The organism is Micromonospora saelicesensis, from assembly GCF_900091575.1.
GTDB classification, from domain to species: Bacteria; Actinomycetota; Actinomycetes; order Mycobacteriales; family Micromonosporaceae; genus Micromonospora; species Micromonospora saelicesensis.
Map to the genome: position 1 here is coordinate 1,461,160 of NZ_FMCR01000001.1, position 22,475 is coordinate 1,483,634.

General features: G+C 70.7%; 21 protein-coding genes. 11 read left to right on the forward strand and 10 right to left on the reverse strand.

The annotated features are described in order from the left end of the window. Positions 1 to 83 precede the first annotated feature (83 nt). Entirely contained in the window at positions 84 to 311 is a 228-nt protein-coding gene (locus tag GA0070561_RS06915) for a hypothetical protein (protein WP_091396532.1), read from the forward strand. Positions 312 to 320: 9 nt separating this feature from the next. On the opposite strand, the gene GA0070561_RS06920 is transcribed toward GA0070561_RS06915, so the two are convergent. The 5 genes from GA0070561_RS06920 to dnaA form a co-directional block, all read right to left on the reverse strand. Continuing rightward, positions 321 to 932, reverse strand: coding sequence for a DciA family protein (locus GA0070561_RS06920; RefSeq protein WP_091396535.1), 612 nt, complete (start codon positions 930 to 932; stop codon positions 321 to 323). Further along, positions 922 to 2,055 carry a DNA replication/repair protein RecF gene (gene recF / locus GA0070561_RS06925; protein WP_091396540.1) on the reverse strand — a complete coding sequence of 378 codons (1,134 nt, stop codon included), beginning with the start codon at positions 2,053 to 2,055 and terminating at the stop codon, positions 922 to 924. The genes GA0070561_RS06920 and recF overlap by 11 nt, the downstream gene beginning before the upstream one ends. Positions 2,056 to 2,071: 16 nt before the next feature. After that, positions 2,072 to 2,944: a phosphogluconate dehydrogenase (NAD(+)-dependent, decarboxylating) gene (gene gnd, locus GA0070561_RS06930; RefSeq protein ID WP_091396544.1), complete on the reverse strand. Its 873-nt coding sequence runs from the start codon at positions 2,942 to 2,944 to the stop codon at positions 2,072 to 2,074. Positions 2,945 to 2,984: 40 nt separating this feature from the next. After that, a complete protein-coding gene (gene dnaN, locus GA0070561_RS06935) occupies positions 2,985 to 4,118 on the reverse strand; it encodes a DNA polymerase III subunit beta (RefSeq protein ID WP_091396548.1) in 1,134 nt (377 codons plus the stop codon). Positions 4,119 to 4,893: 775 nt separating this feature from the next. Further along, positions 4,894 to 6,840: a chromosomal replication initiator protein DnaA gene (dnaA, locus tag GA0070561_RS06940; protein WP_425255882.1), complete on the reverse strand. Its 1,947-nt coding sequence runs from the start codon at positions 6,838 to 6,840 to the stop codon at positions 4,894 to 4,896. A gap of 508 nt (positions 6,841 to 7,348) precedes the next feature. On the opposite strand from dnaA, the gene rpmH reads away from it, so the two are divergent. From rpmH to GA0070561_RS34090, 9 genes are all read left to right on the forward strand, one after another. After that, positions 7,349 to 7,486, forward strand: a complete 138-nt coding sequence (rpmH, locus tag GA0070561_RS06945) for a 50S ribosomal protein L34 (RefSeq protein WP_007453904.1) — start codon at positions 7,349 to 7,351, stop codon at positions 7,484 to 7,486. Between the two features lie 34 nt (positions 7,487 to 7,520). After that, positions 7,521 to 7,937 carry a ribonuclease P protein component gene (gene rnpA / locus GA0070561_RS06950; protein ID WP_091396551.1) on the forward strand — a complete coding sequence of 139 codons (417 nt, stop codon included), beginning with the start codon at positions 7,521 to 7,523 and terminating at the stop codon, positions 7,935 to 7,937. Then, positions 7,934 to 8,230, forward strand: coding sequence for a membrane protein insertion efficiency factor YidD (gene yidD, locus GA0070561_RS06955; protein ID WP_091396555.1), 297 nt, complete (start codon positions 7,934 to 7,936; stop codon positions 8,228 to 8,230). Before rnpA ends, yidD begins: the two co-directional genes overlap by 4 nt. Positions 8,231 to 8,232: 2 nt before the next feature. Then, the gene (yidC, locus tag GA0070561_RS06960; RefSeq protein ID WP_091397530.1) at positions 8,233 to 9,222 is read left to right on the forward strand and encodes a membrane protein insertase YidC; all 990 of its coding nucleotides are present in this window, start codon (positions 8,233 to 8,235) and stop codon (positions 9,220 to 9,222) included. Between the two features lie 212 nt (positions 9,223 to 9,434). Continuing rightward, positions 9,435 to 10,052 carry a Jag family protein gene (locus tag GA0070561_RS06965; protein ID WP_091397533.1) on the forward strand — a complete coding sequence of 206 codons (618 nt, stop codon included), beginning with the start codon at positions 9,435 to 9,437 and terminating at the stop codon, positions 10,050 to 10,052. 4 nt (positions 10,053 to 10,056) lie between these two features. Next, positions 10,057 to 10,923, forward strand: coding sequence for a 16S rRNA (guanine(527)-N(7))-methyltransferase RsmG (gene rsmG / locus GA0070561_RS06970; RefSeq protein WP_091396558.1), 867 nt, complete (start codon positions 10,057 to 10,059; stop codon positions 10,921 to 10,923). Between the two features lie 256 nt (positions 10,924 to 11,179). Continuing rightward, positions 11,180 to 12,505, forward strand: coding sequence for a ParA family protein (locus GA0070561_RS33500; RefSeq protein ID WP_091396562.1), 1,326 nt, complete (start codon positions 11,180 to 11,182; stop codon positions 12,503 to 12,505). Positions 12,506 to 12,532: 27 nt separating this feature from the next. Then, positions 12,533 to 13,549 carry a ParB/RepB/Spo0J family partition protein gene (locus GA0070561_RS06980; protein WP_091396565.1) on the forward strand — a complete coding sequence of 339 codons (1,017 nt, stop codon included), beginning with the start codon at positions 12,533 to 12,535 and terminating at the stop codon, positions 13,547 to 13,549. A gap of 1,669 nt (positions 13,550 to 15,218) precedes the next feature. Then, positions 15,219 to 16,439, forward strand: coding sequence for a hypothetical protein (locus tag GA0070561_RS34090; RefSeq protein ID WP_425255883.1), 1,221 nt, complete (start codon positions 15,219 to 15,221; stop codon positions 16,437 to 16,439). Between the two features lie 90 nt (positions 16,440 to 16,529). On the opposite strand, the gene GA0070561_RS06995 is transcribed toward GA0070561_RS34090, so the two are convergent. Then, complete coding sequence (locus tag GA0070561_RS06995) at positions 16,530 to 17,531, reverse strand: D-alanine--D-alanine ligase family protein (protein WP_091397536.1); 1,002 nt, start codon at positions 17,529 to 17,531, stop codon at positions 16,530 to 16,532. 7 nt (positions 17,532 to 17,538) lie between these two features. Further along, on the reverse strand, positions 17,539 to 18,852 hold the full coding sequence (locus tag GA0070561_RS07000) for an aminotransferase-like domain-containing protein (protein ID WP_091396573.1): 1,314 nt from the start codon (positions 18,850 to 18,852) through the stop codon (positions 17,539 to 17,541). Positions 18,853 to 19,147: 295 nt separating this feature from the next. On the opposite strand from GA0070561_RS07000, the gene GA0070561_RS07005 reads away from it, so the two are divergent. Beyond that, on the forward strand, positions 19,148 to 19,813 hold the full coding sequence (locus tag GA0070561_RS07005) for a GNAT family N-acetyltransferase (RefSeq protein WP_091396576.1): 666 nt from the start codon (positions 19,148 to 19,150) through the stop codon (positions 19,811 to 19,813). Positions 19,814 to 19,827: 14 nt separating this feature from the next. On the opposite strand, the gene GA0070561_RS07010 is transcribed toward GA0070561_RS07005, so the two are convergent. The 3 genes from GA0070561_RS07010 to trxB form a co-directional block, all read right to left on the reverse strand. Next, a complete protein-coding gene (locus GA0070561_RS07010) occupies positions 19,828 to 20,991 on the reverse strand; it encodes an N-acetylmuramoyl-L-alanine amidase (protein ID WP_091396579.1) in 1,164 nt (387 codons plus the stop codon). Between the two features lie 170 nt (positions 20,992 to 21,161). Next, positions 21,162 to 21,485: a thioredoxin gene (gene trxA / locus GA0070561_RS07015; protein ID WP_030331849.1), complete on the reverse strand. Its 324-nt coding sequence runs from the start codon at positions 21,483 to 21,485 to the stop codon at positions 21,162 to 21,164. 30 nt (positions 21,486 to 21,515) lie between these two features. Then, complete coding sequence (gene trxB / locus GA0070561_RS07020) at positions 21,516 to 22,466, reverse strand: thioredoxin-disulfide reductase (protein WP_091396582.1); 951 nt, start codon at positions 22,464 to 22,466, stop codon at positions 21,516 to 21,518. Positions 22,467 to 22,475 lie beyond the last annotated feature (9 nt).

A 22,475-nucleotide genomic window follows, 5' to 3' on the forward strand; every position in this document is an offset into this window, starting at 1 on the left:
GGCACACCAACCATTGGTGCCCCAAAGGTAAGCTCGTGCGACGGACGAGAACCGGCGAGGCGACGCGGGGAAGAGGGCGGCAGATGAGCGAGGACGGCGCGATCACCAGGGCCCCCGGCGAGGGCGGCCGATTGATGCGTTGGGCCTTCCGGCACCTCGCCGGCCCGGCCGAGGGTGTGCAGGGCGCGGTGCAGGGCGGCTCGGCCGAGGCCCGCGAGGCGTGGAAACGCGACCTGGCCGAGCGCAAGCGCTTCACCCGGGAGCAGCGGGAACGCAAGCGGGCAGCCCGCGAGGCCGACCGGCGCGGCTGATCGGCCGGCTCAGCCGTACGTGTCGCGCGGACCCCGGCCACGTACCCGGCGTGGGCCCTTCCCCCAGGAGGGCGCGGCCGGGCCGTGAATGTGCAGCTTGCGCACCACGTTGTGCCCGACCTCGCTGGCGATCTGCTTGAGCAGCGAGCCGGCGAGCAGCCGCAGCTGGGTGGCCCAGGCGGTCGAGCGCGCCTCCACGGTCAGCTCGCCGTTCTCCAACTTCACCGGGCGACTGTTCTGCGCGACCTCCGCGCCGACGACCCGCTCCCAGGCGCCGAACACGGTGGCCTCGGCGGCCGGCTGCTGCCAGCCGCGCGCCTTCACCAGCCGGTTCAGCACAGCGCTGAGCGGCTGCGGATCGCGCGGGTCCGGGCCGGGGCCGGAGTAGCCGCGCAACCGCCGCCCCGAACCGCCGGCAGCGTCGCCGCCGCCGGGGGTGCGCCGGGCGCGGGCCGCCGCCTGCCGTCGGGACAGCGCCGCGTCGAGCACCGCCCGGGCCAGCTCCGGCCCGCTGGCGGCCGCCGCCGGCTCACCGCCCGCCGATCCCTCCGCCGCCTTCGGGGTACGCGCAGCCGGGCCGTCGCCGGCCGCTGGTCGATCGGTGCCTGGCTTATCCGACACGGCGTACCGTCCCTTCGCCGACCTGGTAGCGGGTGCCGCGCAGGGCAGCCGGCACATCGTCGTCCACCGCGCAGGTGACCAGCAGCTGACTCGCCCCGCCGACCAGCTCCGCCAACCGCTCCCGGCGGCCGGTGTCCAACTCCGCGAAGACGTCGTCGAGCACCAGCACCGGCTCGATGCCGTCGGCGCGCAACAGGTCGTACCCGGCCAGCCGCAACGCGAGGGCGAACGACCACGACTCGCCGTGGCTGGCGTACCCCTTCGCGGGCAGTGGGCCGAGGCTCAGCGCCAACTCGTCGCGGTGTGGGCCGACCAGGGTGGTGCCCCGCTCGATCTCGGCCGAGCGGGACGCGGCCAGCGCCGCCGTCAGCGCCTCGGCCAGCGCGGCCCGGTCGGTGGTCGGCTCGGCCAGCTCGATCGAGGGCCGATAGGTGATGCTCGCCGCACCCCGACCGGCGGCCACCGCGTCGTACGCCTTGGCCACGTGCGGGGTGAGCGCGGCCACCAGCTCCAGACGGCCGGCGAGCAGCTCCGCCCCGTGCTGGGCCAGGTGGGTGTCCCAGACCGCGAGGGTGCCGAGGTCGCCACCCCTGGACCCACCGGTCTTGCGGGCCAGGTACGCGGTGCGCAGCAGGGCGTTGCGCTGCTTGACGACCCGCTCGTAGTCGGCCCGCACGCCCGCGAACCGGGGCTGCCGGTTGACCAGCAGGTCGTCCAGGTAGCGGCGGCGCTCGGCCGGGTCACCCCGGACCAGCTCAAGATCTTCCGGGGCGAAGAGCACCAGCCGGAGCGCCCCGAGCACGTCCCGGGCCCGCCGTGCCGGTGAGCGGCCCAGCCGGGCCCGGTTGGCCTTGCCGGGCACGATCTCCAGCTCGACCAGGAGTTCGCGGCCGTCGTGCACCACGGCGCAACGAATCACCGCGGACGTGGCGCCCATCCGGACCAGAGGCGCGTCGGTGGCGACCCGGTGCGAGTCCAGGGTCGCCACGTACCCCAGCGCCTCGACGAGGTTGGTCTTGCCGACGCCGTTGGCGCCGATCAGGACGTTCGCTCCCGGCTGGAGGTCGACGGCAACCCGCTCGTACGAGCGGAAGTCGACCAGTTCCAGCCGGTAAACGTACACAGGTTGTGGATACCGCTCAGCGCTTGTGGACGGCGTGGCCACCGAACTGCTGACGCAGCGCGGAGACGGCCTTCATGGCGGGCGAGTCGTCCTGCCGCGAGGCGAACCGGGCGAACAGCGAAGCGGTGATGACGTTCAGCGGCACCGCCAGCCGGACCGCCTCGTCGACCGTCCACCGGCCCTCGCCGGTGTCCTCCGTGTAACCGCTCAGGTCGGCCAGCTCCGGGTCCTCGTCGAGCGCCCGGTCGAGCAGGTCGAGCAGCCAGGAACGGACGACGGTGCCCTCCCGCCAGGACTTGATGACGCCCGGCACGTTGGTCACCAGCTCCGAGGCGGCCATCAGCTCGTAACCCTCGGCGTAGGCGTGCATCAGGCCGTACTCGATGCCGTTGTGCACCATCTTCGAGTAGTGCCCGGCACCGACGGGGCCGGCGTGCACGAAGCCGAACTCACCCTCCGGCTTGAGCGCGTTGAAGATCGGCATCAGGCGGTCAACGTGCTCCTGGGCGCCACCGACCATCAGCCCGTAGCCGTTCTGCCGGCCCCAGACGCCGCCGGAGACCCCGACGTCCATGTAGCCGATGCCCCGCTGGTTGAGCCGCTCCGCGCGGGGCGCGTCGTCGCTGAAGCGCGAGTTGCCGCCGTCGATGATGATGTCGCCCTCGCCGAGGACCTCGGCGAGCTCGTCGATCGTGGCGTCGGTGACACCGGCGGGCACCATGACCCAGACCGCCCGCGGCGACTCAAGCTTCTCCGCCAGGCCGGCGATGGTCGTGACGTCGCTGATCTGCGCGTTGTGGTCGAAGCCGACCACCTCGTGCCCGGCCGAACGCAACCGCTCCCGCATGTTGCCGCCCATACGGCCGAGTCCTACCAGGCCGAGCTGCATGTGTTTCTACCTCCGTGGATCTGGGTGTTGCTGGGCGCGATCAGCGCGAGACGCGGATCGGCATGATGAGGTACCGGTACCCCGGAATGACCTCGCCATCCTCACCAGCGGGAGAGATCACCGCGGGCTTGAAGGCGTCGACGAACGAGAGCACGGCCGTCTGAGCGCCCAGGTTTGCCAGACCGTCGATGAGGTACTGCGGGTTGAAGCCGATGGTCAGTGCTTCACCGGTGAAGGTGGCCTCCATCGCCTCGCTGGCCCGTGCCTCCTCGGAACCGCCAGCCTCGACCACCAGGCCGTCGGTGCTGAAGCTGAGCAGCACCGGGGTGGTCCGTTCGGCGACCAGCGCGACCCGCTTGACCACCTCGATCAGCGTGCTGACCGACACCCGGGCCGCGGCGTTGTGCGTGGCCGGGAAGAGCGACCGAACCGGCGGGTAGTTGGCGCCGTCGAGCAGGCGGCTGGTGGTACGTCGGGTGCCGCCGGCGAGGCCGACCATGCCCTCGCCCGCAGCGCCCTGGGCGAGGGCGAGAGTGACCTCGCCGCCCAGCGGGCCGAGGGCCTTGGCGGTGTCGTTCAGGGTGCGGGCGGGCACCAGTGCGTTGATGCTCACCTCGGGGTCGTCCGGCCGCCACTGGATCTCGCGCAGCGCCAACCGGTAACGGTCGGTCGCGAGCATCGACAGGGTGTCACCCGACAGCTCGACGCGGACGCCGGTCATCATCGGCAGCGTCTCGTCGCGACCGGCGGCGATGGCCACCTGGGCCACCGCGGTGGCGAACGCCGCGGCGTCGACGGTGCCGGCGCTCTGCGGCATCTCGGGCAGCGCGGGGTAGTCCTCCACCGGCATGGTGGGCAGCGTGAACCGGGCGCTGCCACAGACCAACTCGAGATGCGCGCCGACCGCGGCGATGTCGACCGGCTTGGCCGGCAACGCCTTGGTGATCTCGGCGAGCAGGCGGCCGGAGACGAGCGCGGCGCCGTCGGCGTCGCCCTGCACCTCGACGGTCACCTGGCTGGAGACCTCGTAGTCGAACCCGGAGACCCGCAGGTTGCCGTCGGTGACGCGGAGCATCACCCCGGCGAGCACCGGTACGGATGGCCGGCTTGGCAGGCTCTTCGCGGTCCACGCCACAGCCTCGGCGAGCGCGTCGCGCTCCACTCGGAACTTCATCAATGCCTCCGCGTCGACGTCAGCGACAACTCTCTCATGCCGACCGCTGCCTACCGTCCCGCCCGACCGTGCGGGTACCCATCGCACCTTAGGGCGCGGGGACATCGGCTGTGCGCCCGACCCCATGGATCGTGTCGATGCTGACCGGCTGATCCGACAGCGTTCGGCCCGATCCACAGAAAGCCCAACGGTGATGATTGGTTTTTGTTCTCTTAGAAGAGATAACTCATCGTCTTCATCGCACCTGTGCAAACTGTGGAAAACCGGGGTCTGCGCAGGTCAGACAGGTTATCCACCGGTGATTTAGCTGTGGAGAACCCCGGGTACAACCGGCCCGTGTGTCCACAGCCCGGCGACGACGGCCGGTTGTCCACCGTTGTCCACCGGTTGTCCACCGGTAATCCACCGACTTTCTCCCCAAGCCTGTGGATCGCGGGGAAGATCACCATTGCCGTCATCCCCAGAACCTTCAACAGCCCGTACACAGGTTGATGATGATCGGTGGATAACCTGACGGTCGTCCCCAGGCGTCCACAGCTTCGTACACAGGGTTTCTCCACAGCCTGTGGGTAACTGGCGGAGGACGGACCGTAGTTATCCACCGACGGTGGATAACGAGCTGTGGACAACGAGTGGGGATCGAGGCGGTCACGGCCTCAATGCTGTGGTCTCCACCATGTCGAGAGTCCAGCTGACTGACCCAAAAGAACGCCCGACCGGAGATCCGGTCGGGCGTGTCCTGCTGCTGTGCGCCGCGTGACGGCTGGCGTACGCCTCAGCTGTTCTGCTTGATGCGGTTGGTCAGCTCGGCGATCTGGTTGTACAGCGAGCGGCGCTCCGCCATCTGCTGACGAATCTTGCGGTCGGCGTGCATCACAGTGGTGTGGTCCCGGCCACCGAACGCCTGCCCGATCCGGGGCAGCGACAGCTCGGTCAACTCGCGACACAGGTACATGGCCACCTGACGGGCGTTGACCAGCACCCGGGACCTGGACTGGCCGCGCAGATCCTCCAGGCTCACCCCGAAGTAGTCAGCGGTCGAGGCCATGATCTGGTCCGCGTTGATCTCCGGACCGGCACCGTCGGGCATGAAGTCCCGAAGCACCTCCTCGGCCAGCGACAGCTCGACCGTCGACCGGGTCAGGCTGGCGAACGCGGTCACCCGGATCAGCGCGCCCTCCAGCTCCCGGATCGAGTTCGACACCCGCGAGGCGATGAACTCCAACACGTCCGGCGGGGCGTACATCCGCTCCTGCGCCGCCTTCTTCTGCAGGATCGCGATCCGGGTCTCCAGATCCGGTGGCTGGATGTCAGCCAGCAGCCCCCACTCGAACCGGGTTCGCATCCGGTCCTCAAGGGTCGCGAGCTGGCGCGGCGACCGGTCGGAGGTGATCACGATCTGCTTGTTGGCGTTGTGCAGCGTGTTGAAGGTGTGGAAGAACTCCTCCTGGGTGCGCTCGCGGTTCTCCAGGAACTGGATGTCGTCGATCAACAGGATGTCGACGTCGCGGTAGCGCCGCTGGAACGCGCTGGTCTTGTCGTCCCGGAGCGAGTTGATGAAGTCGTTGGTGAATTCCTCGGTCGAGACGTACCGGACCGAGCGGGCGTTGCCGAGTGTCGTGGCGTAATGCCCGATGGCGTGCAACAGGTGCGTCTTGCCCAACCCGGAGTGCCCGTAGATGAACAGCGGGTTGTACGCCTTGGCCGGCGACTCCGCCACCGCCACGCTCGCCGCGTGGGCGAAGCGGTTGGACGAGCCGATGACGAACGTCTCAAACATGTACTTCGGATTGAGCCGGTTGCCGCCGGTGTCGGCACCGGGCAACCGACGGTCGTCGCGGCCACCGGTCCGATGGTCCACCGCGCTGCGACCCGGGCCGCTGTCCGTTCCGCTGTCCCGGGGAAGCGAGCGGATCACGTGCTGGTCGCGCGGCGACGCCGAGTCGTCCCGGTAGCGGGGCTCGTACGGCCGGGTGTCCGGGCCGGACGGATCCAGGCGGGCGGCCTGCTCGTCGTAGCCGCGCCGGTCCGGGCCCGGCCTGGAGGTCCGCAGGGGCTCCGCGAAGGCGGCGCTGAACAGCGCCTCCTGTCCGTCCCTGCTGGCCGGGATCAAACCCGCGCGATGCCCCTCCACGGGAGGCGCGAGCGGCGGACCCGCCGGCGCGGGCGGCGGACCCGGATCAGGCGTACGCGGCGCGGGTGACTGCTCAGGGATCATCGCGTCGGCCGGCGGCCGAGCGCCCTGGTCGTCGTCGAACGGCGCCATACCCGGGCCGTCGATGTCGAGCTGCCCGGTCTCCGGGGCGCTGCGGTAGACGGTGCCGGCCGGTCGGCCGGTGGCGTCCTCGGCCACCCGGACGGTGACCGCGACCTGGATCGGTCGGCCGAGCCTGCGGGTGAGCGCCTCGGTGATCGCCGGGCGCAGCCGTGACTCGATCACGTCGCGGGTGAACGCGTCCGGAACGGAGAGCAGTGCGGTGTCCTCGACGATCGCTCGCAGCCGGGTCAGTCGGAGATAGGCACGCTGCTGGGCGGAGATGATCTCGTCGGCGAGCTCGTCGGTCGCCGCTAACCACACTGCGGCAAGGTCGGTCGTACCGGCCACCGTCGTGCCACCCCCTCGCTTCTGCTCCCGGCCGCCGCTGTCTGCCAGCCGGCCGTCCCGGGCCCGCCGCGTTCGCGGGTGGAACAACACCCACCCGGACGGTCGACCGGTGGTCATCCACAAGTTATCCACAGCCTGTGTACCGACCGATTGTGGCCGCCTCCGGACGCGGGTGGGACCTGCCCCTGCCTGAACGGGCGCTGAAGCGGGTTCACCGTGCCGAACGATTCACTGCCATGTCCGGTCTTGCCTGCGCGACGACCGGAGCTTCCGACGCTCACCGCAATCGGGCACGGTAACAGCGTTGTCCCTGCGCCATCAACCGGCGACGCGGCGGCGCCCTTGTCGGCATCAGCGAAAACCGCCCTTCGGCCTCGGGCGCGTCCCGTTGTCCCCTGCTCGGGGTGTTTGACGGTCATTGCCCCCCTGCGTAGGCTGGAACGGTTGCTTTCTCGCCCTCTGCTAGGGTGATGGGTGCTTGCTGTCCGCGGTCGCATCCCCGCATCGCCGAGGTCCCGCTCCGCCGGACAGCACCGATCGTGGGCCACCGTCGAGGTGGCCTGGACCACCACACGACCCCGGCGATCCCGTCGCGCGGGGCGCGTACGAAAACGGAGAGCCTGACGTGAGCAAGCGCACCTACCAGCCGAACAACCGCCGGCGCGCGAAGACCCACGGCTTCCGGCTGCGCATGCGCACCCGTGCCGGCCGTGCCATCCTGTCGAGCCGTCGCGCCAAGGGTCGCACCACCCTGTCGGCCTGAGCCGACCGGGCCGGTCCAGGGGACGTGGGCAGTCGTGCTGGCCGCCGCACAGCGACTGCGGCGCAGCACTGACTTCGCCGCAGCGGTTCGGGGTGGCCGACGCGCCGGACGTGGCGCCGTCGTGGTCCACCTGACCGTGCCGGTGACCGTCGACCCCAGCACACCGACCTCGCCGGAGCCGGTACGGGACAACAGTGCGGAGCAGTCGTCCGTGCCGTCCCGTGCCGGCTTCGTCGTGTCCAAGGCGGTCGGTAACGCGGTGACCCGTAACCGGGTCCGGCGCCGACTGCGGGCGCTGGTCCGGGAACGGTTGACCGACCTGCCCGCCGGCAGCACCCTGGTCGTCCGGGCGCTCCCCGCCGCGGCGCAGGCGTCGTACCCTCGGCTCGCCACCGACCTGGACGCCGCCATCGCGGTCGCCCGGTCGCCGCGCGAACGGCGGTCCCGATGAGCGGCACCGAGCAGAGCAGCCCACGGCCGTCGACAACCGGTGCCAAGGTGCTGATCGCGCCCATCATCGCGTACCGTCGGTGGATAAGTCCGGCACTGCCGGCTCGCTGTCGGTTCTACCCGTCGTGCAGTGCGTACGCCCAGGAGGCGGTCGTTCGGCACGGCGCGCTCCGGGGAGCCGTGCTGGCGGCCCGGCGGTTGTTGCGCTGCCACCCCTTTCACCCTGGTGGATATGACCCGGTGCCGGAGCCGGGCGGCCGCCGTCGTGCTGATGTGACTGGAGCCCCGAATTGAGTCTGAGTCTCGACTGGATCTACTACGCGATTTCGTGGATCCTGCTGACCTGGCACTCTGCCTGGGACGCCATCGGGGTGCCCGTCGGTGCCGTGATCGGCACCAACTTCGCGTGGATCCTCTCCATCATCTTCCTGGTGGTCACCGTCCGGGTGATCCTGTTCCCGGTCTTCGTCAAGCAGATCAAGTCGCAGCGGGCGATGCAGGCGCTCCAGCCCAAGGTCAAGGAGCTTCAGGAGAAGCACAAGGGTGACCGGGAGACGCTCCAGAAAGAAATGATGGAGCTCTACAAGAAGGAGAAGGCCAACCCGCTGATGGGTTGCCTTCCGATGTTCCTTCAGATCCCGGTCTTCCTGGGCCTCTTCCACGTGCTGCGCCGGCTCGACCCGGACAAGCAGAACAAGACCCTCTACGGCTGGACCGCCGACCAGTTCCAGAGCGCCTCGCAGGCGAAGCTCTTCACCGCCCCGATCGCCGGCAAGTTCGGCTCCACGGCCGAGGAGCTGACCAGCCTCGGCGCCAACGGCAGCACCGTGAAGATCATTGCTGGTGTCCTGGTCCTGGTCATGATCGCCACCACCTACCTGACCAGCCGTCAGATGATCCTCAAGACCGGCTGGGCCGAGGACCCGCAGCAGCGGATGATCCAGCGACTGATGCTCTACGGCATCCCCGCGTCGCTGCTGATCTCCGGCGCGATCTTCCCGATCGGCGTCATCATCTACTGGGTCACCAACAACCTCTTCACCCTCGGCCAGCAGCAGTGGGTGCTGCGGAAGTTCCCGCCGCCGGTGACCGCCAAGAAGGCCGTCGCGCCCGCCGCCAGCCGTAACCCGGTGCAGCCCGCCAAGTCCGGTGGCCTGTTCGGTCGCGGCAAGACGGCCCCGCCGGCACCGGTCAAGGCGGCCGCGCCCAAGGTGGCCGGGCCGAAGCCGGGCGCCAAGCCGGTGAACAACCCGAAGAAGAGCCGCCCCGCCAAGCGGCAGGGCTGACCTGCGAGGGCCGCCGCCGGATCACCGGCGGCGGCCCGTTCCGCACCGCGCAGCCGCCGTACGGCCGGCGCCGGACGGAACCGCCCGCGCACCGCGCGGCCACGGGCGACACTGCCCGTACAGACGTGCCTGTGGGCACCGGCGACCTCCCGCCGGCCCCGGGAAACCAGTCGGACCCGACGGTCCGGCCGAGCGAGTACGGAGATGAGACCGTGACCGAGACCAGCATCCCCCGCGCCGAGCAGTCCCTGGACGAGGAGGAGACCGCCACGCTCGCGGTGGACGGCGACGACACCGAAGCCGATGACACCGAGGCGGACGACGACACCGACACCGCCGCTGGCACCCGGGTGAAGAAGGCTGTGGGCGAGGGCGACCTGTTCCGGCAGAGCGAGATCGCCGCCGACTACGTCGAGGGCCTGCTCGACATCCTCGACTACGACGGCGACATCGACGAGCTGGTCGCCGCCGGCCGTCCGATGGTCGAGGTGGTCGGCGAGCGGCTGCAGAATCTGGTCGGTCAGCGCGGCGCCACCCTGGAGGCGCTCCAGGAACTGACCCGCCTCGCCGTCTTCCGGCAGACCGGTACGCCGAGCCGTCTGCTGCTCGACGTCGGTGGCTACCGGGCGAACCGCCGTAAGGAACTCGCCGCGGTCGCCAAGAACGCCGTCGAGAAGGTCAAGGAGTACGGCGAGCCGGTCCGCCTGGAGGCGATGTCCGCGTTCGAGCGCAAGTGCGTGCACGATGTGGTCAACGCCATGTCCGGCGTGGCGAGCGAGTCCGAGGGTGTGGAGCCGAACCGGCGCATCGTCGTACGGCCGGCGGACTGACCGGGTGACCCACGACGACATCACGGCCGACGCCGTGTCCGGCCCGGGCGGCACGCCGCCCGGGCCGTCCGCTGTCCGCCCCGCCACCGCCACCGCCACCGCCGACGCCGACGCCGAATCGACCGGGCGTGACGCCGCCCCGTCACCGGCCGACGCGGCTTTGCCGCCCGAGCTGGCCCCGGCCGCGCTGACCCTCTTCGGTGACCGTCTCGACCTGGCCGCCGCGTACGCCGAGCTGCTGGCCACCGACGGGGTGGTCCGCGGCCTGATCGGCCCCCGGGAGGCACCCCGCATCTGGGACCGGCACCTGCTCAACTGCGCCGCGGTCGCCGAACGGATCCCGTCCGGCGCGACGGTGCTCGACGTCGGCTCCGGCGCCGGTCTGCCGGGTCTCGTCCTGGCCATCGCCCGTCCCGACCTCACGGTCACCCTGATCGAGCCGCTGGCGCGCCGGACGTCGTTCCTGATCGAGGTCGTCGAGCGACTCGGTCTGGCCAGGTCGGTGCGGGTGTTCCGCGGCCGGGCCGACGAGGCGGCCAGCGGGTCGAGCGGCCGGGAGCCCATCAGCGGAGACGTGGTGACCGCGCGCGCGGTTGCACCCCTGGATCGGCTCGCGGGCTGGAGCCTCCCACTGGCGGTTCGCGGTGGTCGGCTGCTGGCACTCAAGGGCTCGTCCGCCGCAGCCGAGATCGAGGAGCACGCCGAGGTGGTGGCGCGACTCGGCGGCGGGGAGCCGAGCGTGCAGCTCTGTGGCGTCGGGGTGATCGATCCGCCCACCACGGTCGTGGAGATCGTGCGCGAGCGGATGATCGGCCCGGCCCGCCCGGCGGCCAAGAAGCGTGCCCGGGGCGGACGCTCCCGCCGAGGTTGACACTTCGCGCCATCGGGCTTCCGGCCGGTGGGTTGCCTCGTTGTACCGGTACGGATGGACGAGGGGATGAGAACCCGACGTGGACCGGCCGCGCCCGTCCGCCGTAGGCTGACCGCGCGTCGATAGTGTGGAGCGGGTGACGGACGTCGCGGGTCTCCGACCGCTCCCGCGGGCCGTACGCTCCGGGTTGCGGCCGTGGATGCGGCCAAGTTGACCGGGGCGCGGACCGACCATCCGAAGCGGGCAGGGATGACAGGTGCATGACGACGGCAGGTACGACGATCCACGCGTGACCGGGTCGACCAGCGATCCCGTTTCACGTGAAACCGACTACCCGAGCTGGTCGCCCGGCGCGACCGGGCCATCGACCCGACCGACCGACGGCGATCCCCCGACAGCACTCGACCCACCGTCGGGGGCCGGGCGGCCAGATAGCTCAGCCATTCCGGAGCCGGCGAGTGGTCGTCGGACGCCGGAGGCGTCGAGTCGACCGGTCAACGCCGCTGAGGTGCGGTCGACCTCAGGTCGCCGGAACACCGCTGCGGCGGTTCGCTTCGAGCCGGCCGTCCCGCACCAACCCACTGCGGCGGCCGCTCGGGACGCCGCGCCGGTGGTCGCCGACGCACCGGTCGCTTCGACCGAGTCGTTGGCCGCAGTGGCGGCCGATCCCACGTACGTTTCACGTGAAACCCCGACGCGCGAAGAGGATGACCCACCGTTGGCTATGGAGGCGATGCGCGCCGTGCAGATCCTGAATCCCAGTGGCGAGGTGACCATGCCTCGGCCGGACCGGACCCGGGTCATGTGCGTCGCCAACCAGAAGGGTGGCGTGGGTAAGACCACCACCACCGTCAACCTTGCGGTGGCGCTCGCCCTGCACGGCAACCGGGTGCTGGTGGTCGACCTCGACCCGCAGGGCAACGCCTCGACCGGGCTCAACGTCCCACACCACACCGGAATCCCCGACGTGTATGACTGCCTGATCAACAGCGTGCCGCTGGCCGAGGTGGCACAGGCGGTCGAGGGCATCCCCAATCTCTGGTGCGTACCCGCGACCATCGACCTGGCCGGCGCGGAGATCGAGCTGGTGTCGGTGGTGGCCCGGGAGTCGCGCCTGGACCGGGCGATCGCCGCCTACCCGGGCGAGTTCGACTACGTCTTCATCGACTGCCCGCCCTCGCTCGGCCTGCTCACGGTCAACGCTCTGGTTGCCGCGCAGGAGGTGCTGATCCCGATCCAGTGCGAGTACTACGCGCTGGAAGGGCTCAACCAGCTGATCAACAACATCAATCTGGTACGCCAGCACCTCAACCCGAAGCTCGACGTCTCCACCATCCTGCTGACCATGTACGACCGTCGCACCAGGTTGGCCGACGCCGTCGAGCAGGACGTCCGGAACCACTTCGGCGACAAGGTCCTCCAGGCGGTCATCCCCCGTAACGTCCGGGTCTCCGAGGCGCCGAGCTACGGCCAGTCGGTGATGACCTACGATCCCGGTTCGCGGGGCGCCACGAGTTACTTCGAGGCCGCCCAGGAAATCGCCGAGCGGGGCGTCAAGGAGCCGGTGGGCCGGAATGCGTAGTGCGGACGAATCGCTGGGAGGCGTGGCATGAAGAACCGTCCTCGGGGCGGTCTGGGTAGGGGCCTGGGGGCGCTGATCCCGACCGGGCCGGCGCCGGCTGCCGCTGGCACCGCGACGGCAGAGCCGGAGAACGAGCACCTGGACGACGCGGGCACCGTCGCTGTCGCCGCAGTGCCGGCCGGAGCGCCGGTTCGTGAGCCGGAACCGGTGCTGAGCCCGGTGCCCGGTGCTCGATTCGCCGAGATCCCGGTCGACGCGATCATGCCCAACCCGAAGCAGCCCCGCCAGGTCTTCGATGAGGAGGCGCTGGAGGAGCTGAAGACCTCGATCCAGGAGGTCGGCTTCCTCCAGCCCATCGTCGTTCGGCAACTCGACGACGAGAAGTACGAACTGGTGATGGGCGAGCGGCGCTGGCGGGCCGCCCAGGCGGTGGGGCGGGATAGCATCCCGGCGATCGTCCGGGACACCCGTGACGACGCGATGCTCCGCGACGCCCTGCTGGAGAACATCCACCGGGCGAACCTGAACCCTCTGGAAGAGGCCGCCGCCTACCAGCAACTGCTGGAGGAGTTCGGGGCCACCCACGAGGAGTTGGCCCGCCGGATCGGCCGGAGTCGCCCACAGATCTCCAACACGATCCGACTGCTGAACCTGCCCGCACCGGTGCAGCGCCGGGTTGCCGCCGGCATCCTGTCGGCGGGGCACGCCCGCGCCCTGCTGAGCCTCGACGAGGCGGAGGCACAGGAACAGTTGGCCCTGCGGATCGTGGCCGAGGGACTGTCGGTTCGGGCGACCGAGGAGATCGTGGCCTTGGCCCTCAACGACGGGCCGGCGAAGGGTCAGGCCGCGAAACGACGACCCAAGGCGCACGCGCCGGCCCTGACCGACCTCGCCGATCGCCTGTCCGACCGGTTCGACACCCGCGTGAAGGTGGACATCGGCCGGAGCAAGGGCAAGATCACGATTGAGTTCGCGACGGTGGACGACCTTGAGCGGATCGTCGGGATCATCGGAGTGCAACAGGAGGAGGGCGGGGAGGACTGACCCCGCCCGCTCGCCTACGGCCGCGCTACCCCAACGGGGGCGCGGCCGTTCTGCATCCCAGGGTCGTCGCGGTTTCACGTGAAACAGACGGCGGCGCTGATTCAGCGGATCGGCGTGCGCTGCGGCTCGTGGTCGCTCTCGGCTCGGCCAGCCGACCCGGCGTCCTTCTCTGGCAGCAGGAGGAGTCGGCGGGAGTGGTGGGCCGATGGATCGGTCGCGCCGGCCCGCACGTTCGACAGCACAATCCGCGGGCGATGGGCGATGGGCGATGGGCGATGGGCGATGGGCGATGGGCGATGGGCTTGGGCTTGGGCTTGGGGCTTGGGGCTTGGGGCGTGGGGCGATGGGCGTGGGGCGTGGGCGTGGCGTGTGGGCGTGGCGTGTGGGCGTGGGGTGTGGGTGTGGGGTTTGGGGTGGGGCGTGGGGCGTGGGGTGTCAGGTGTCAGGTGTCAGGTGGCGGACGCGGCGACGGGCGAGGCGGGCGGGGGCGCCGCGATGGGGGTGGTGACGGCGCCGCGATGGACGGCGAGCCCGACATCGCGAGCGGCTCAGGGGGGGAGCGGACGCAGCGGCGGGTGGCGGACGCAGTGGGGGTGACTGGCGGCGGTCGCTGAGGTGAGAGCGGGCGCTGATGGATCCACTACACGCGTCGCAGAGGGCTCCGGGATAGTCCGCTCGACCGCAACCACCCCCCGCGCGGATCAAAGCGTCAGCGAGCCGCTGAGCGGCGCGAAACGGCGTCTCCGTGGTCATCCGCAGATGGGCCGCAGCTCTCGAACGCGATCAGTCCGGCGGAGTGGCAGCCTCGCAGCGACCTGGCGAGAGACCGCCAGGCCTCCGGGCCTCCGGGCCTCCGGGCCTCCGGGCCTCCGGGCCTCCGGGCCGCTGCCGGGCCACCGCGCCGCTGCCGGGCCGCCGCTGCCGGCCCGTGTGAACCGGGTGTACGAGCGGTAGGCCAGCGCGAGCCCGGCCCCGGACCGCCGGACCGCCCTCGCCGCCCTCGCCGCCCGGCGCACGGTTTCACGTGAAACCGAGATAGCGGCTCGCTGGCGCCCGATCGGAAACCCTTTGGGTCGGGGTGACGGTCAAGCGCAGTCACCTCCAATCTCAGAAGCTCGACGTCGTTGCTGCGGTTCGACTCCCCGTCCTTCGGCGTCCAGAGCATCCGGACGTTCATCCGGATGTTCAGGCATCCGGGCATCGGGCCGTCCATGCCGCACGGGCCGAGGTCTGTGCTGGCGCGCTCCGCGAACCGAGCCAAGCCGTCACCTCCGACGTGTGCCAAATGACCCAGCGGGCGGCGTCGGCGGCTGGGTATCGCGCGCCGGCGGCGGCATGCGGAGCCGATCGGAGCGCCCCCGTCCAATTCCGTCTTCAGCAGCCATCGAACCCGCCGATTTGGCGGGTCGCGGACAACGACCGACTGGCCGAAAAGTTATCCACACCGGTTGTCCACAGGCACCCCCCGTTTCACGTGAAACAGCGCGTGGGAGCGGGTGCGAGCCTGTGGATGACGGCCTGTGTTCAGGATCTCGGCAGCCTGTGGATATCGCCTCTCGGCGCCCCGCGCAACCACGCGCACCAGGTCGACGGTGGGCACCGATCCGGTGGCCCGGGACCGCTCGAACAGGTAGGGACAGCGGTGCCAGACTCGGTTAGGGTCAGCGTCGTGCACGACAACCCTCCCTCAGTCCCGGACTTCACCCAGTGGCCGTCATTTCCCTTCGAGGGTGACCTCCACGTTAAGCAACTCGATGATCCGGTCCCGGTCGAACCGCCCCGGAAGGGCGAGGGTCTCCGGGAATGCACCGCCTGCAACGCACCCGACGACGCCTACATCTGGGTCGGTGAGCGGTGGCGGGTCCGCGCCATGGACCGGCCCACCGGCCTGCCCATGGTGCTCATCCTGGAATCGCGCACCCACCTCGACCTCGGCGATCTGCCCAACCTGCTGGCCGCCGAGTTGGGGGTGATGACCGTACGTCTGGAGCGGGCCATCCGGTCGCTCGACGGCGTGGCACGGGTGCACGTCAATCGCTGGGGCGACGGCTCGGCTCATCTGCACATGTGGTTCCTCGCCCGTCCGTACGGCCGCCTTCAGCTACGGGGCACGTTCCTGTCCCTGTGGGACTCGATCCTGCCGCCGATCTCCGAGGCGCAGTGGCGGGAAAATCTGGCGCTCGTCGCAGCCTGGCTCGCCGAGTTCGGTGGCCGTCCGCTCGCCGAGCCGCCCCGCATCCAGTGGCAGGCGCCGTCCAGTCTGCTGGCCCAGTCCGCTGCCGCCGATGCCGCTGCCGCAGCGGAGGCTGCCTCAGCGGCAGCAGCCGGGACGGAGGCTGTCTCGGTCATCGAGGCGGCAGAGGAGATCCCGGAACCAGCGCTCGACTCCACTCCTGATCCGACCGACGCCGACAGCGGACCCCGGGCCGAACCGGTCATGGACCCGGACGCCGGCTCGACGACGACCACCGTCACCGACCGCGCGGCTGAACCCGCCCGGTCGGCCACGGTCAGCGGTCCGGCGGCTGCACCCGTTCGGACGGCATCCGCCACCAATCTGCCCGGCATCCCGACCTCCGGCACCCGGGACTCCACCGCCGCAGCACCCGGCAGCGCAGCATCCGGCAGCGCCACCACGACGGCTACCGACGGACTCCACGTCGGCCCGGCGGAGATTCCCACCGGCGGGCCTCACGTCGTCGGCCCGGCGAGCGGAAGCGCCGACGAGGCTGGTTCCGTCAACCCGGCCGCGTCCGACCTGGCCGCCGAGGGCGCCTCCGGAGAGGGAGAGGCCGTCAACACGACCGCCCCCGAGAAGAGCGCCGGCACTCCGGGCGCGGCCGCACGCACCAACGGCAGCGACACACCCGACGTACGCGCGACCTACTGATCTGGAACCGACCATGAGGTTGACCCGGACCGGCCAACCTCATGGTCGTCCGGCGGGTGGTCCGCTCGGCCGAACGGGTTGGCAGGTAGGTCAGTGCTTGGTGAGGCGGCCGGCTGCTCGGGCGACCAGGGTGCCGAGGAGTCGGCCGAAGTCCAACCCGGCCGCCTGCGCGGCGAGCGGAAGCAGTGATGTCTCCGTCATCCCCGGCGAGACGTTGACCTCCAGCACGTGCGGCTGGCCGGCCGCGTCCACGATCACGTCGACGCGGGAGAGATCCCGTAGACCGAGTGCGGTGTGCGCCGCGAGGGCCACGTCAGCGACCGTGGCGGCCACCTCCGGGGCCAGCCGGGCTGGGGCGTGCCAGGTGGTCCGTCCTGCGGTGTAGCGGGCGGCGTAGTCGTACACGCCGTTGCGCGGCACGATCTCCACCGGCGGCAGCGCCTGCGGGCCGTCGCCGAGGTCGACGACGGAGACTGCCACGTCCATCCCCGGCACGTACCGCTCCACCAGTGCCGTGGAGTAGTACGCGAAGCAGCCGACCATTGCGGCGGGCAGCGCGGCGGCGTCCCGGACCACCGCCCCGCCCAGCCCGGACCCGCCCTGCGCCGGCTTCACCATCAGGGGTACGCCCAGACGGTCGACGATCCGGTCCAGGACGGCGACCGCGCCGAGCTCGGAGAAACGATCGTGCGGGAGCGCCACCCAGTCGGGGGTGGGGATGCCGGCCTCGCGGAGCACCGCCTTGGCCGAGGGCTTGTCCCAGGCGACCCGGGAGGCCCGAGCGTCGCAGCCGACGTACGGGACGTCGCACAGATCCAGCACCCCGCGCAGTGAGCCGTCCTCGCCGGTAGCGCCGTGCAGTGCGATCACCACCGCGTCCGGCGGGTCGGCCGCGAGTGCCGGTAGCAGCGCCACGTCCGCGTCTCGCAGCTCGGCCTCCACCCCGACGGCGCGCAGCGCGTCGAGCACCCGACGACCGGAGCGCAGCGACACGTCCCGTTCGTAGGAGAGCCCACCGGCGAGCACCACGACGCGCAGGTCGGCCGAGATGGCGGAATCGGTCACGAGGAGGTGCTCGGCGGTCGTACCCATGCCGGCATCATGCCAAGTCGGGCCCGGGCACGTCGGAGCCGGCCCGGCCGCGTCGGCCGGCGGCACCACCCACGGCGCCGAAGACCCGGCGCATCGCGATTTCCTGCTCCATCACACCGGCCAGCCGGCGGACGCCCTCGCGGATCCGCTCCGGCGGCGGGAAGCTGAAGTTCAGCCGCATGGCGTCGGTGCCGGTGCCGTCGGCGTAGAAGCCGGTGCCGGGAACGTAGGCGACCCGGGCGGCAACCGCTCGCGGCATCATGGCCTTCGAGTCGAGCCCGTCGGGCAGGCTGGCCCACACGAAGAGACCGCCGGCCGGGGTGGTCCAACTGGTGCCCTCGGGCATCAGGTCGGCCATCGCGTCGAGCAGGGCGTCACGGCGTTCCCGGTAGACCTCGCGGTAGACCTTGAGCTGCTGCCGCCAGGGCATCGTGCTCAGGTAGGTGGCCACCGCGGCCTGGGCGAAACCGCTGGGGCAGAGGATCTGCGCTTCGCTGGCGATAACCAGCTTGTCGCGGACCGCGTGCGGCGCCAGGATCCAGCCGACCCGCAGGCCGGGGGCGAAGGTCTTGGAGAAGGTGCTGAGGTAGAAGACGCCGTCGCGGCGGCGGGCCCGCAGGGGTGCCGGGGCCTCACCCTCGAACCCCAGCTGGCCGTACGGGTCGTCCTCGACGACGAGTAGACCGGCGCGCTCACAGATGTCGAGCACCCGTTCCCGGCGCTCCTCGCTGAGCGTCACGCCGGTCGGGTTCTGGTACGTGGGGATCGTGTAGAGGAACTTGACCCGCTGGCCGGCGCGGGCGAGGTCGGCGATGGCCGTCTCCAGCGCCTCCGGGATGAGCCCGTCCGCATCCATCGGTACGTGGACGACCTGCGCCTGGGCGGCCTGAAACACGCCGAGCGCACCGACGTACGTCGGCCCCTCGGCGAGCACCACGTCACCCGGGTCGAGAAAGAGCCGGGCCACCAGGTCCAGTGCCTGCTGCCCGCCCACGGTGACCACGACGTCCTCGGGGGAAGCACCGCACGCGGCGTCGATCCCGGAGAGCGACATCACCTCGCAGATCCGCTCGCGCAGCTCGAGGGTGCCCTGACCAATGCCGTACTGAAGGGTGGTCACGCCGTGCTCGGAGCCGAGCCGGCCGAGCATCTCGCCGACAGCGTCCAGCGGAAGGGCGGCGATGTACGGTGCGCCGCCGGCGAGCGAGACGACCTCCGGACGACTTGCCACCGCGAACAGTGCTCGGATCTCGGAGGCGGTCATCCCGCGTACACGCCGGGCGTACCGGTCGGTGTAGTCGTCGAGTGTCGTGCCGGTCATGACCTCACCTCGATCGCTGCTCGGGTGGCTACCGCCCCGGGTACCCCACACACCGCTGACCATGGCGGAAGGGACACCGATTGTCGATCCTAATCCGCCGGCGTCGCGCCGTCGCCGCACCGAAGCGGATCGACCACATGGCGGACCGTCCTCGGCGTCCCCCGTTGCGGTGGGCATCTGCGCGTCCCCTCCCGTATCGCCGGTCGGCGGCGTACGATCGCTCGTCGGGGGCAGGAAGGCGGCGCTGTCGTTCCATGCCGGTCTCACCACCGAGCCTATTGTGGGGATGCGCCATATGTCGCGACGTCTGGTCAGCCTGACCCTCGACACGTTGGAAGACCTCCCGCGCCCATGCCGGCAGTGCGTCTACTGGGAGCTCGATCCGGTCTCCGCGGACCGGGCCTGCGCCGCTGGCGATCCGGGCCTGGAGAAGGAGGCGTGGGTCTCGCAGACGCTGCTGGAGTGGGGCTCCTGCGGCAAGCTCGCGTACGTCGACGGCATGCCGGCCGGCTTCGTGATGTACGCCCCGCCCGCCTACGTGCCCCGTTCGATGGCGTTCCCGACCTCACCGGTCTCCGCGGACGCAGCACTGTTGATGACCGCCAACGTAGTCGCCGCGTTCTCCGGCGGCGGGTTGGGCCGGATGCTGGTGCAGGGTGTCGCCCGGGACCTGACCAAGCGTGGGATCAAGGCGATCGAGGCGTTCGGCGACGCCAAGTTCGGCGACGCGGACGACCCCGCCGGCGGTTGCGTGGCCCCTGTCGACTTCTTCCTCTCCGTGGGCTTCAAGACCGTACGTCCGCATCCGCGCTTCCCTCGGTTGCGCCTTGAGCTGCGTACGGCGCTGAGCTGGAAGTCCGACGTCGAGTACGCGCTGGAGAAGCTGCTCGGGTCGATGAGCCCCGAGACCCTGCTCCGGCCGGTCCGTCCGGCACCGGCCACCCGCTCCACCAACGGCTGACGCCCGGCGGCGAATCAGTCCACCACCGTGCCGGCGGTCACCACCGCACGCAGTTCGCTGACGTCGAGCGAGCCGGTCGGGACGTCTCGTTCGATCGGGTAGTACATCCGCTGCACCGCGGCGACGATCGCTTCCACCACCCGGTCCCGGAACCGGGGGTCGACAAGGTGGGCGCGGTCCGTCGGCGAGGTGAGGTAGCCGACCTCGACCCGGACGGCGGGCATCCGCGTCAGTCGCAGCAACTCCCACGTCTTGGCGTGGGTACGGCAGTCCCGCAGCCCGGTGCGGGCGACGATCTCCCGCTGCACCAGCCCGGCCAGGCGTTCACCGGTCGCCGAGGTCACCCCGTTGTCGGTGCCGTAGTGGTAGGTCGCGACGCCGTCCGCATCCGGGTTGGCGTGGCCGTCCAGGTGCAGCGAGATGAACACGTCGGCGCCGAGCGAGTTGGCGAGCAGGGCCCGGTCGGTGTCCGGCAGGCAACTGTCGGGCGACGGGCCCCGGGTGAGCTGCACCCGCACCCCGGAGGCGGCGAGTCGCCCCTCCAGTCGGCTGGCCAGGTCGTGCACCAGGTCCGCCTCGGTCCAGCGCAGCGAGCCGTCGGGCACCACCATCCCAGGGTCGGTGCCGCCGTGCCCCGGGTCGATGACGACCGTCTTGCCGACCAACGCCGGCCCGGACTGTCGGATCGCGTCGGATTCACGGAGCCACTGCGGGCGGCCACCGACCACCTTGCGGCCGATCCGCCGGAGCGCGTTCATCGTGTGTGGGCCGCAGGAGCCGTCCGGGGTGAGCCCGACCTCACGCTGGAACTGGGCCACCGCCCGCGACGTCCGGACGCCGTAGATCGCGTCCGCGCGGCCCACGTCGTACCCCATCTCCAGCAGTCGCTCCTGTAGCGACCGGACATCCTCGCCGGTGAGCGGCTCGGGGACCGCGTGGTAGAGGGTGCGGGCGCCGAGCCGCCAACGGGCGGCGTCCAGGGCTCGCCAGGTCTCCGCGCCGACCCGGCCGTCCACACTGAGCCCTCGCGACTGCTGGAACGCGCGGACCGCCCGCTCGGTGTCGAGGTCGAACTCGTCGCTTTGCGGGCCGGCGGCGGCCAGTAGTTCGAGGCCGGTCAGGATGGTACGGATCTCCGTGACCGCTGGTCCCCGGTCACCGGGTCGGATCGGACGCACGCACGACCCCCTCTGCACGACGCTGGCTGGCCGGGCGGCCCAGGCTTGAGGCTATGCGCTCCGGGGCGGCGAGGTGGCTGGGCCGAGAAATACGTCGGCGGCACGGCCGAGAAGACACCGAACCCCGCACCCGGCGAGCGGGTACGGGGTTCGGTTGATGTTTCTGCTGATCAGAGGGCCGATTCGATGAGCCGGACCAGCTCGCCCTTCGGCTTGGCACCAGCGATCGACTGCACCGGCTGGCCGTTCTTGAAGACGGTCAGCGTCGGCACCGACATCACCCGGTAGGCCCGAGCGGTCTCCGGGTTCTCGTCGATGTTGAGCTTGACGATGGTGACCTGGTCACCCATCTCCCGGGCGATCTCCTCGAGCAGCGGCGACACCTTGCGGCACGGCCCGCACCACTCCGCCCAGAAGTCCACCAGCACCGGCTTGTCGGCCTGCAGCACGTCAGCGACGAAGCTCTTGTCGGTGACCGCCTTGGTTGTTCCCACTATGCCCCTCCTCCGGGATGTGTTCTTGTTTCAGCTGAGCGTCGCGATGAACCGCTCGGCGTCGAGCGCGGCGGCACAACCGGTGCCGGCCGCGGTGATCGCCTGACGGTAGGTGTGGTCGACCACGTCGCCGGCGGCGAAGACACCGGGCACGTTGGTGCGGGTGCTCGGGGCGTGGACCTTCACGTAGCCCTCGTCGTCCAGCTCGACCTGGCCCTGGAACAGCTCGCTGCGAGGGTCGTGACCGATGGCGACGAAGACGCCGGTCACGTCCATCACCTTGGTCTCGCCGGTGTGCACGTTGCGGACGCGTACGCCGGTGACCTTGCCGTCCTCGCCGAGGATCTCCTCGACGGTGCTGTTCCACTCGACCTTGATCTTCTCGTTGCTCAGCGCCCGGTCGGCCATGATCTTGCTGGCCCGGAACGAGTCGCGGCGGTGGATGATGGTCACCGACTCCGCGAAGCGGGTGAGGAAGGTGGCCTCCTCCATCGCCGAGTCGCCGCCACCGACTACCACGATCTGCTGGTTGCGGAAGAAGAAGCCGTCACAGGTGGCACACGCGGAGACGCCGTGGCCCAGGAATTCCTGCTCACCGGGCACGCCCAGCGGACGCCAGGCCGAACCGGTGGAGAGAATGATGGATCGCGCCCGGTAGGCGGTCTCGCCGACCCAGACGGTGCTCACCGCGCCGGAGCCGGCGTCGCCGGTGTCCACCAGCTCGACCCGGGTCACGTCGTCGGTGAGGAACTCGGCGCCGAACCGCTCGGCCTGCTTGCGCATGTTGTCCATCAGCTCGGGGCCGAGGATGCCGTCGGCGAAGCCGGGGAAGTTTTCCACCTCGGTCGTGGTCATCAGCGCGCCACCGGACTGCACGCCCTCAATGATCAGCGGCTTCAGGTTGGCACGTGCGGCGTAGACCGCCGCTGTGTAGCCGGCCGGCCCGGAGCCGATGATGATCAGGTTGCGGACCTCGTCCACTGCCGTCTC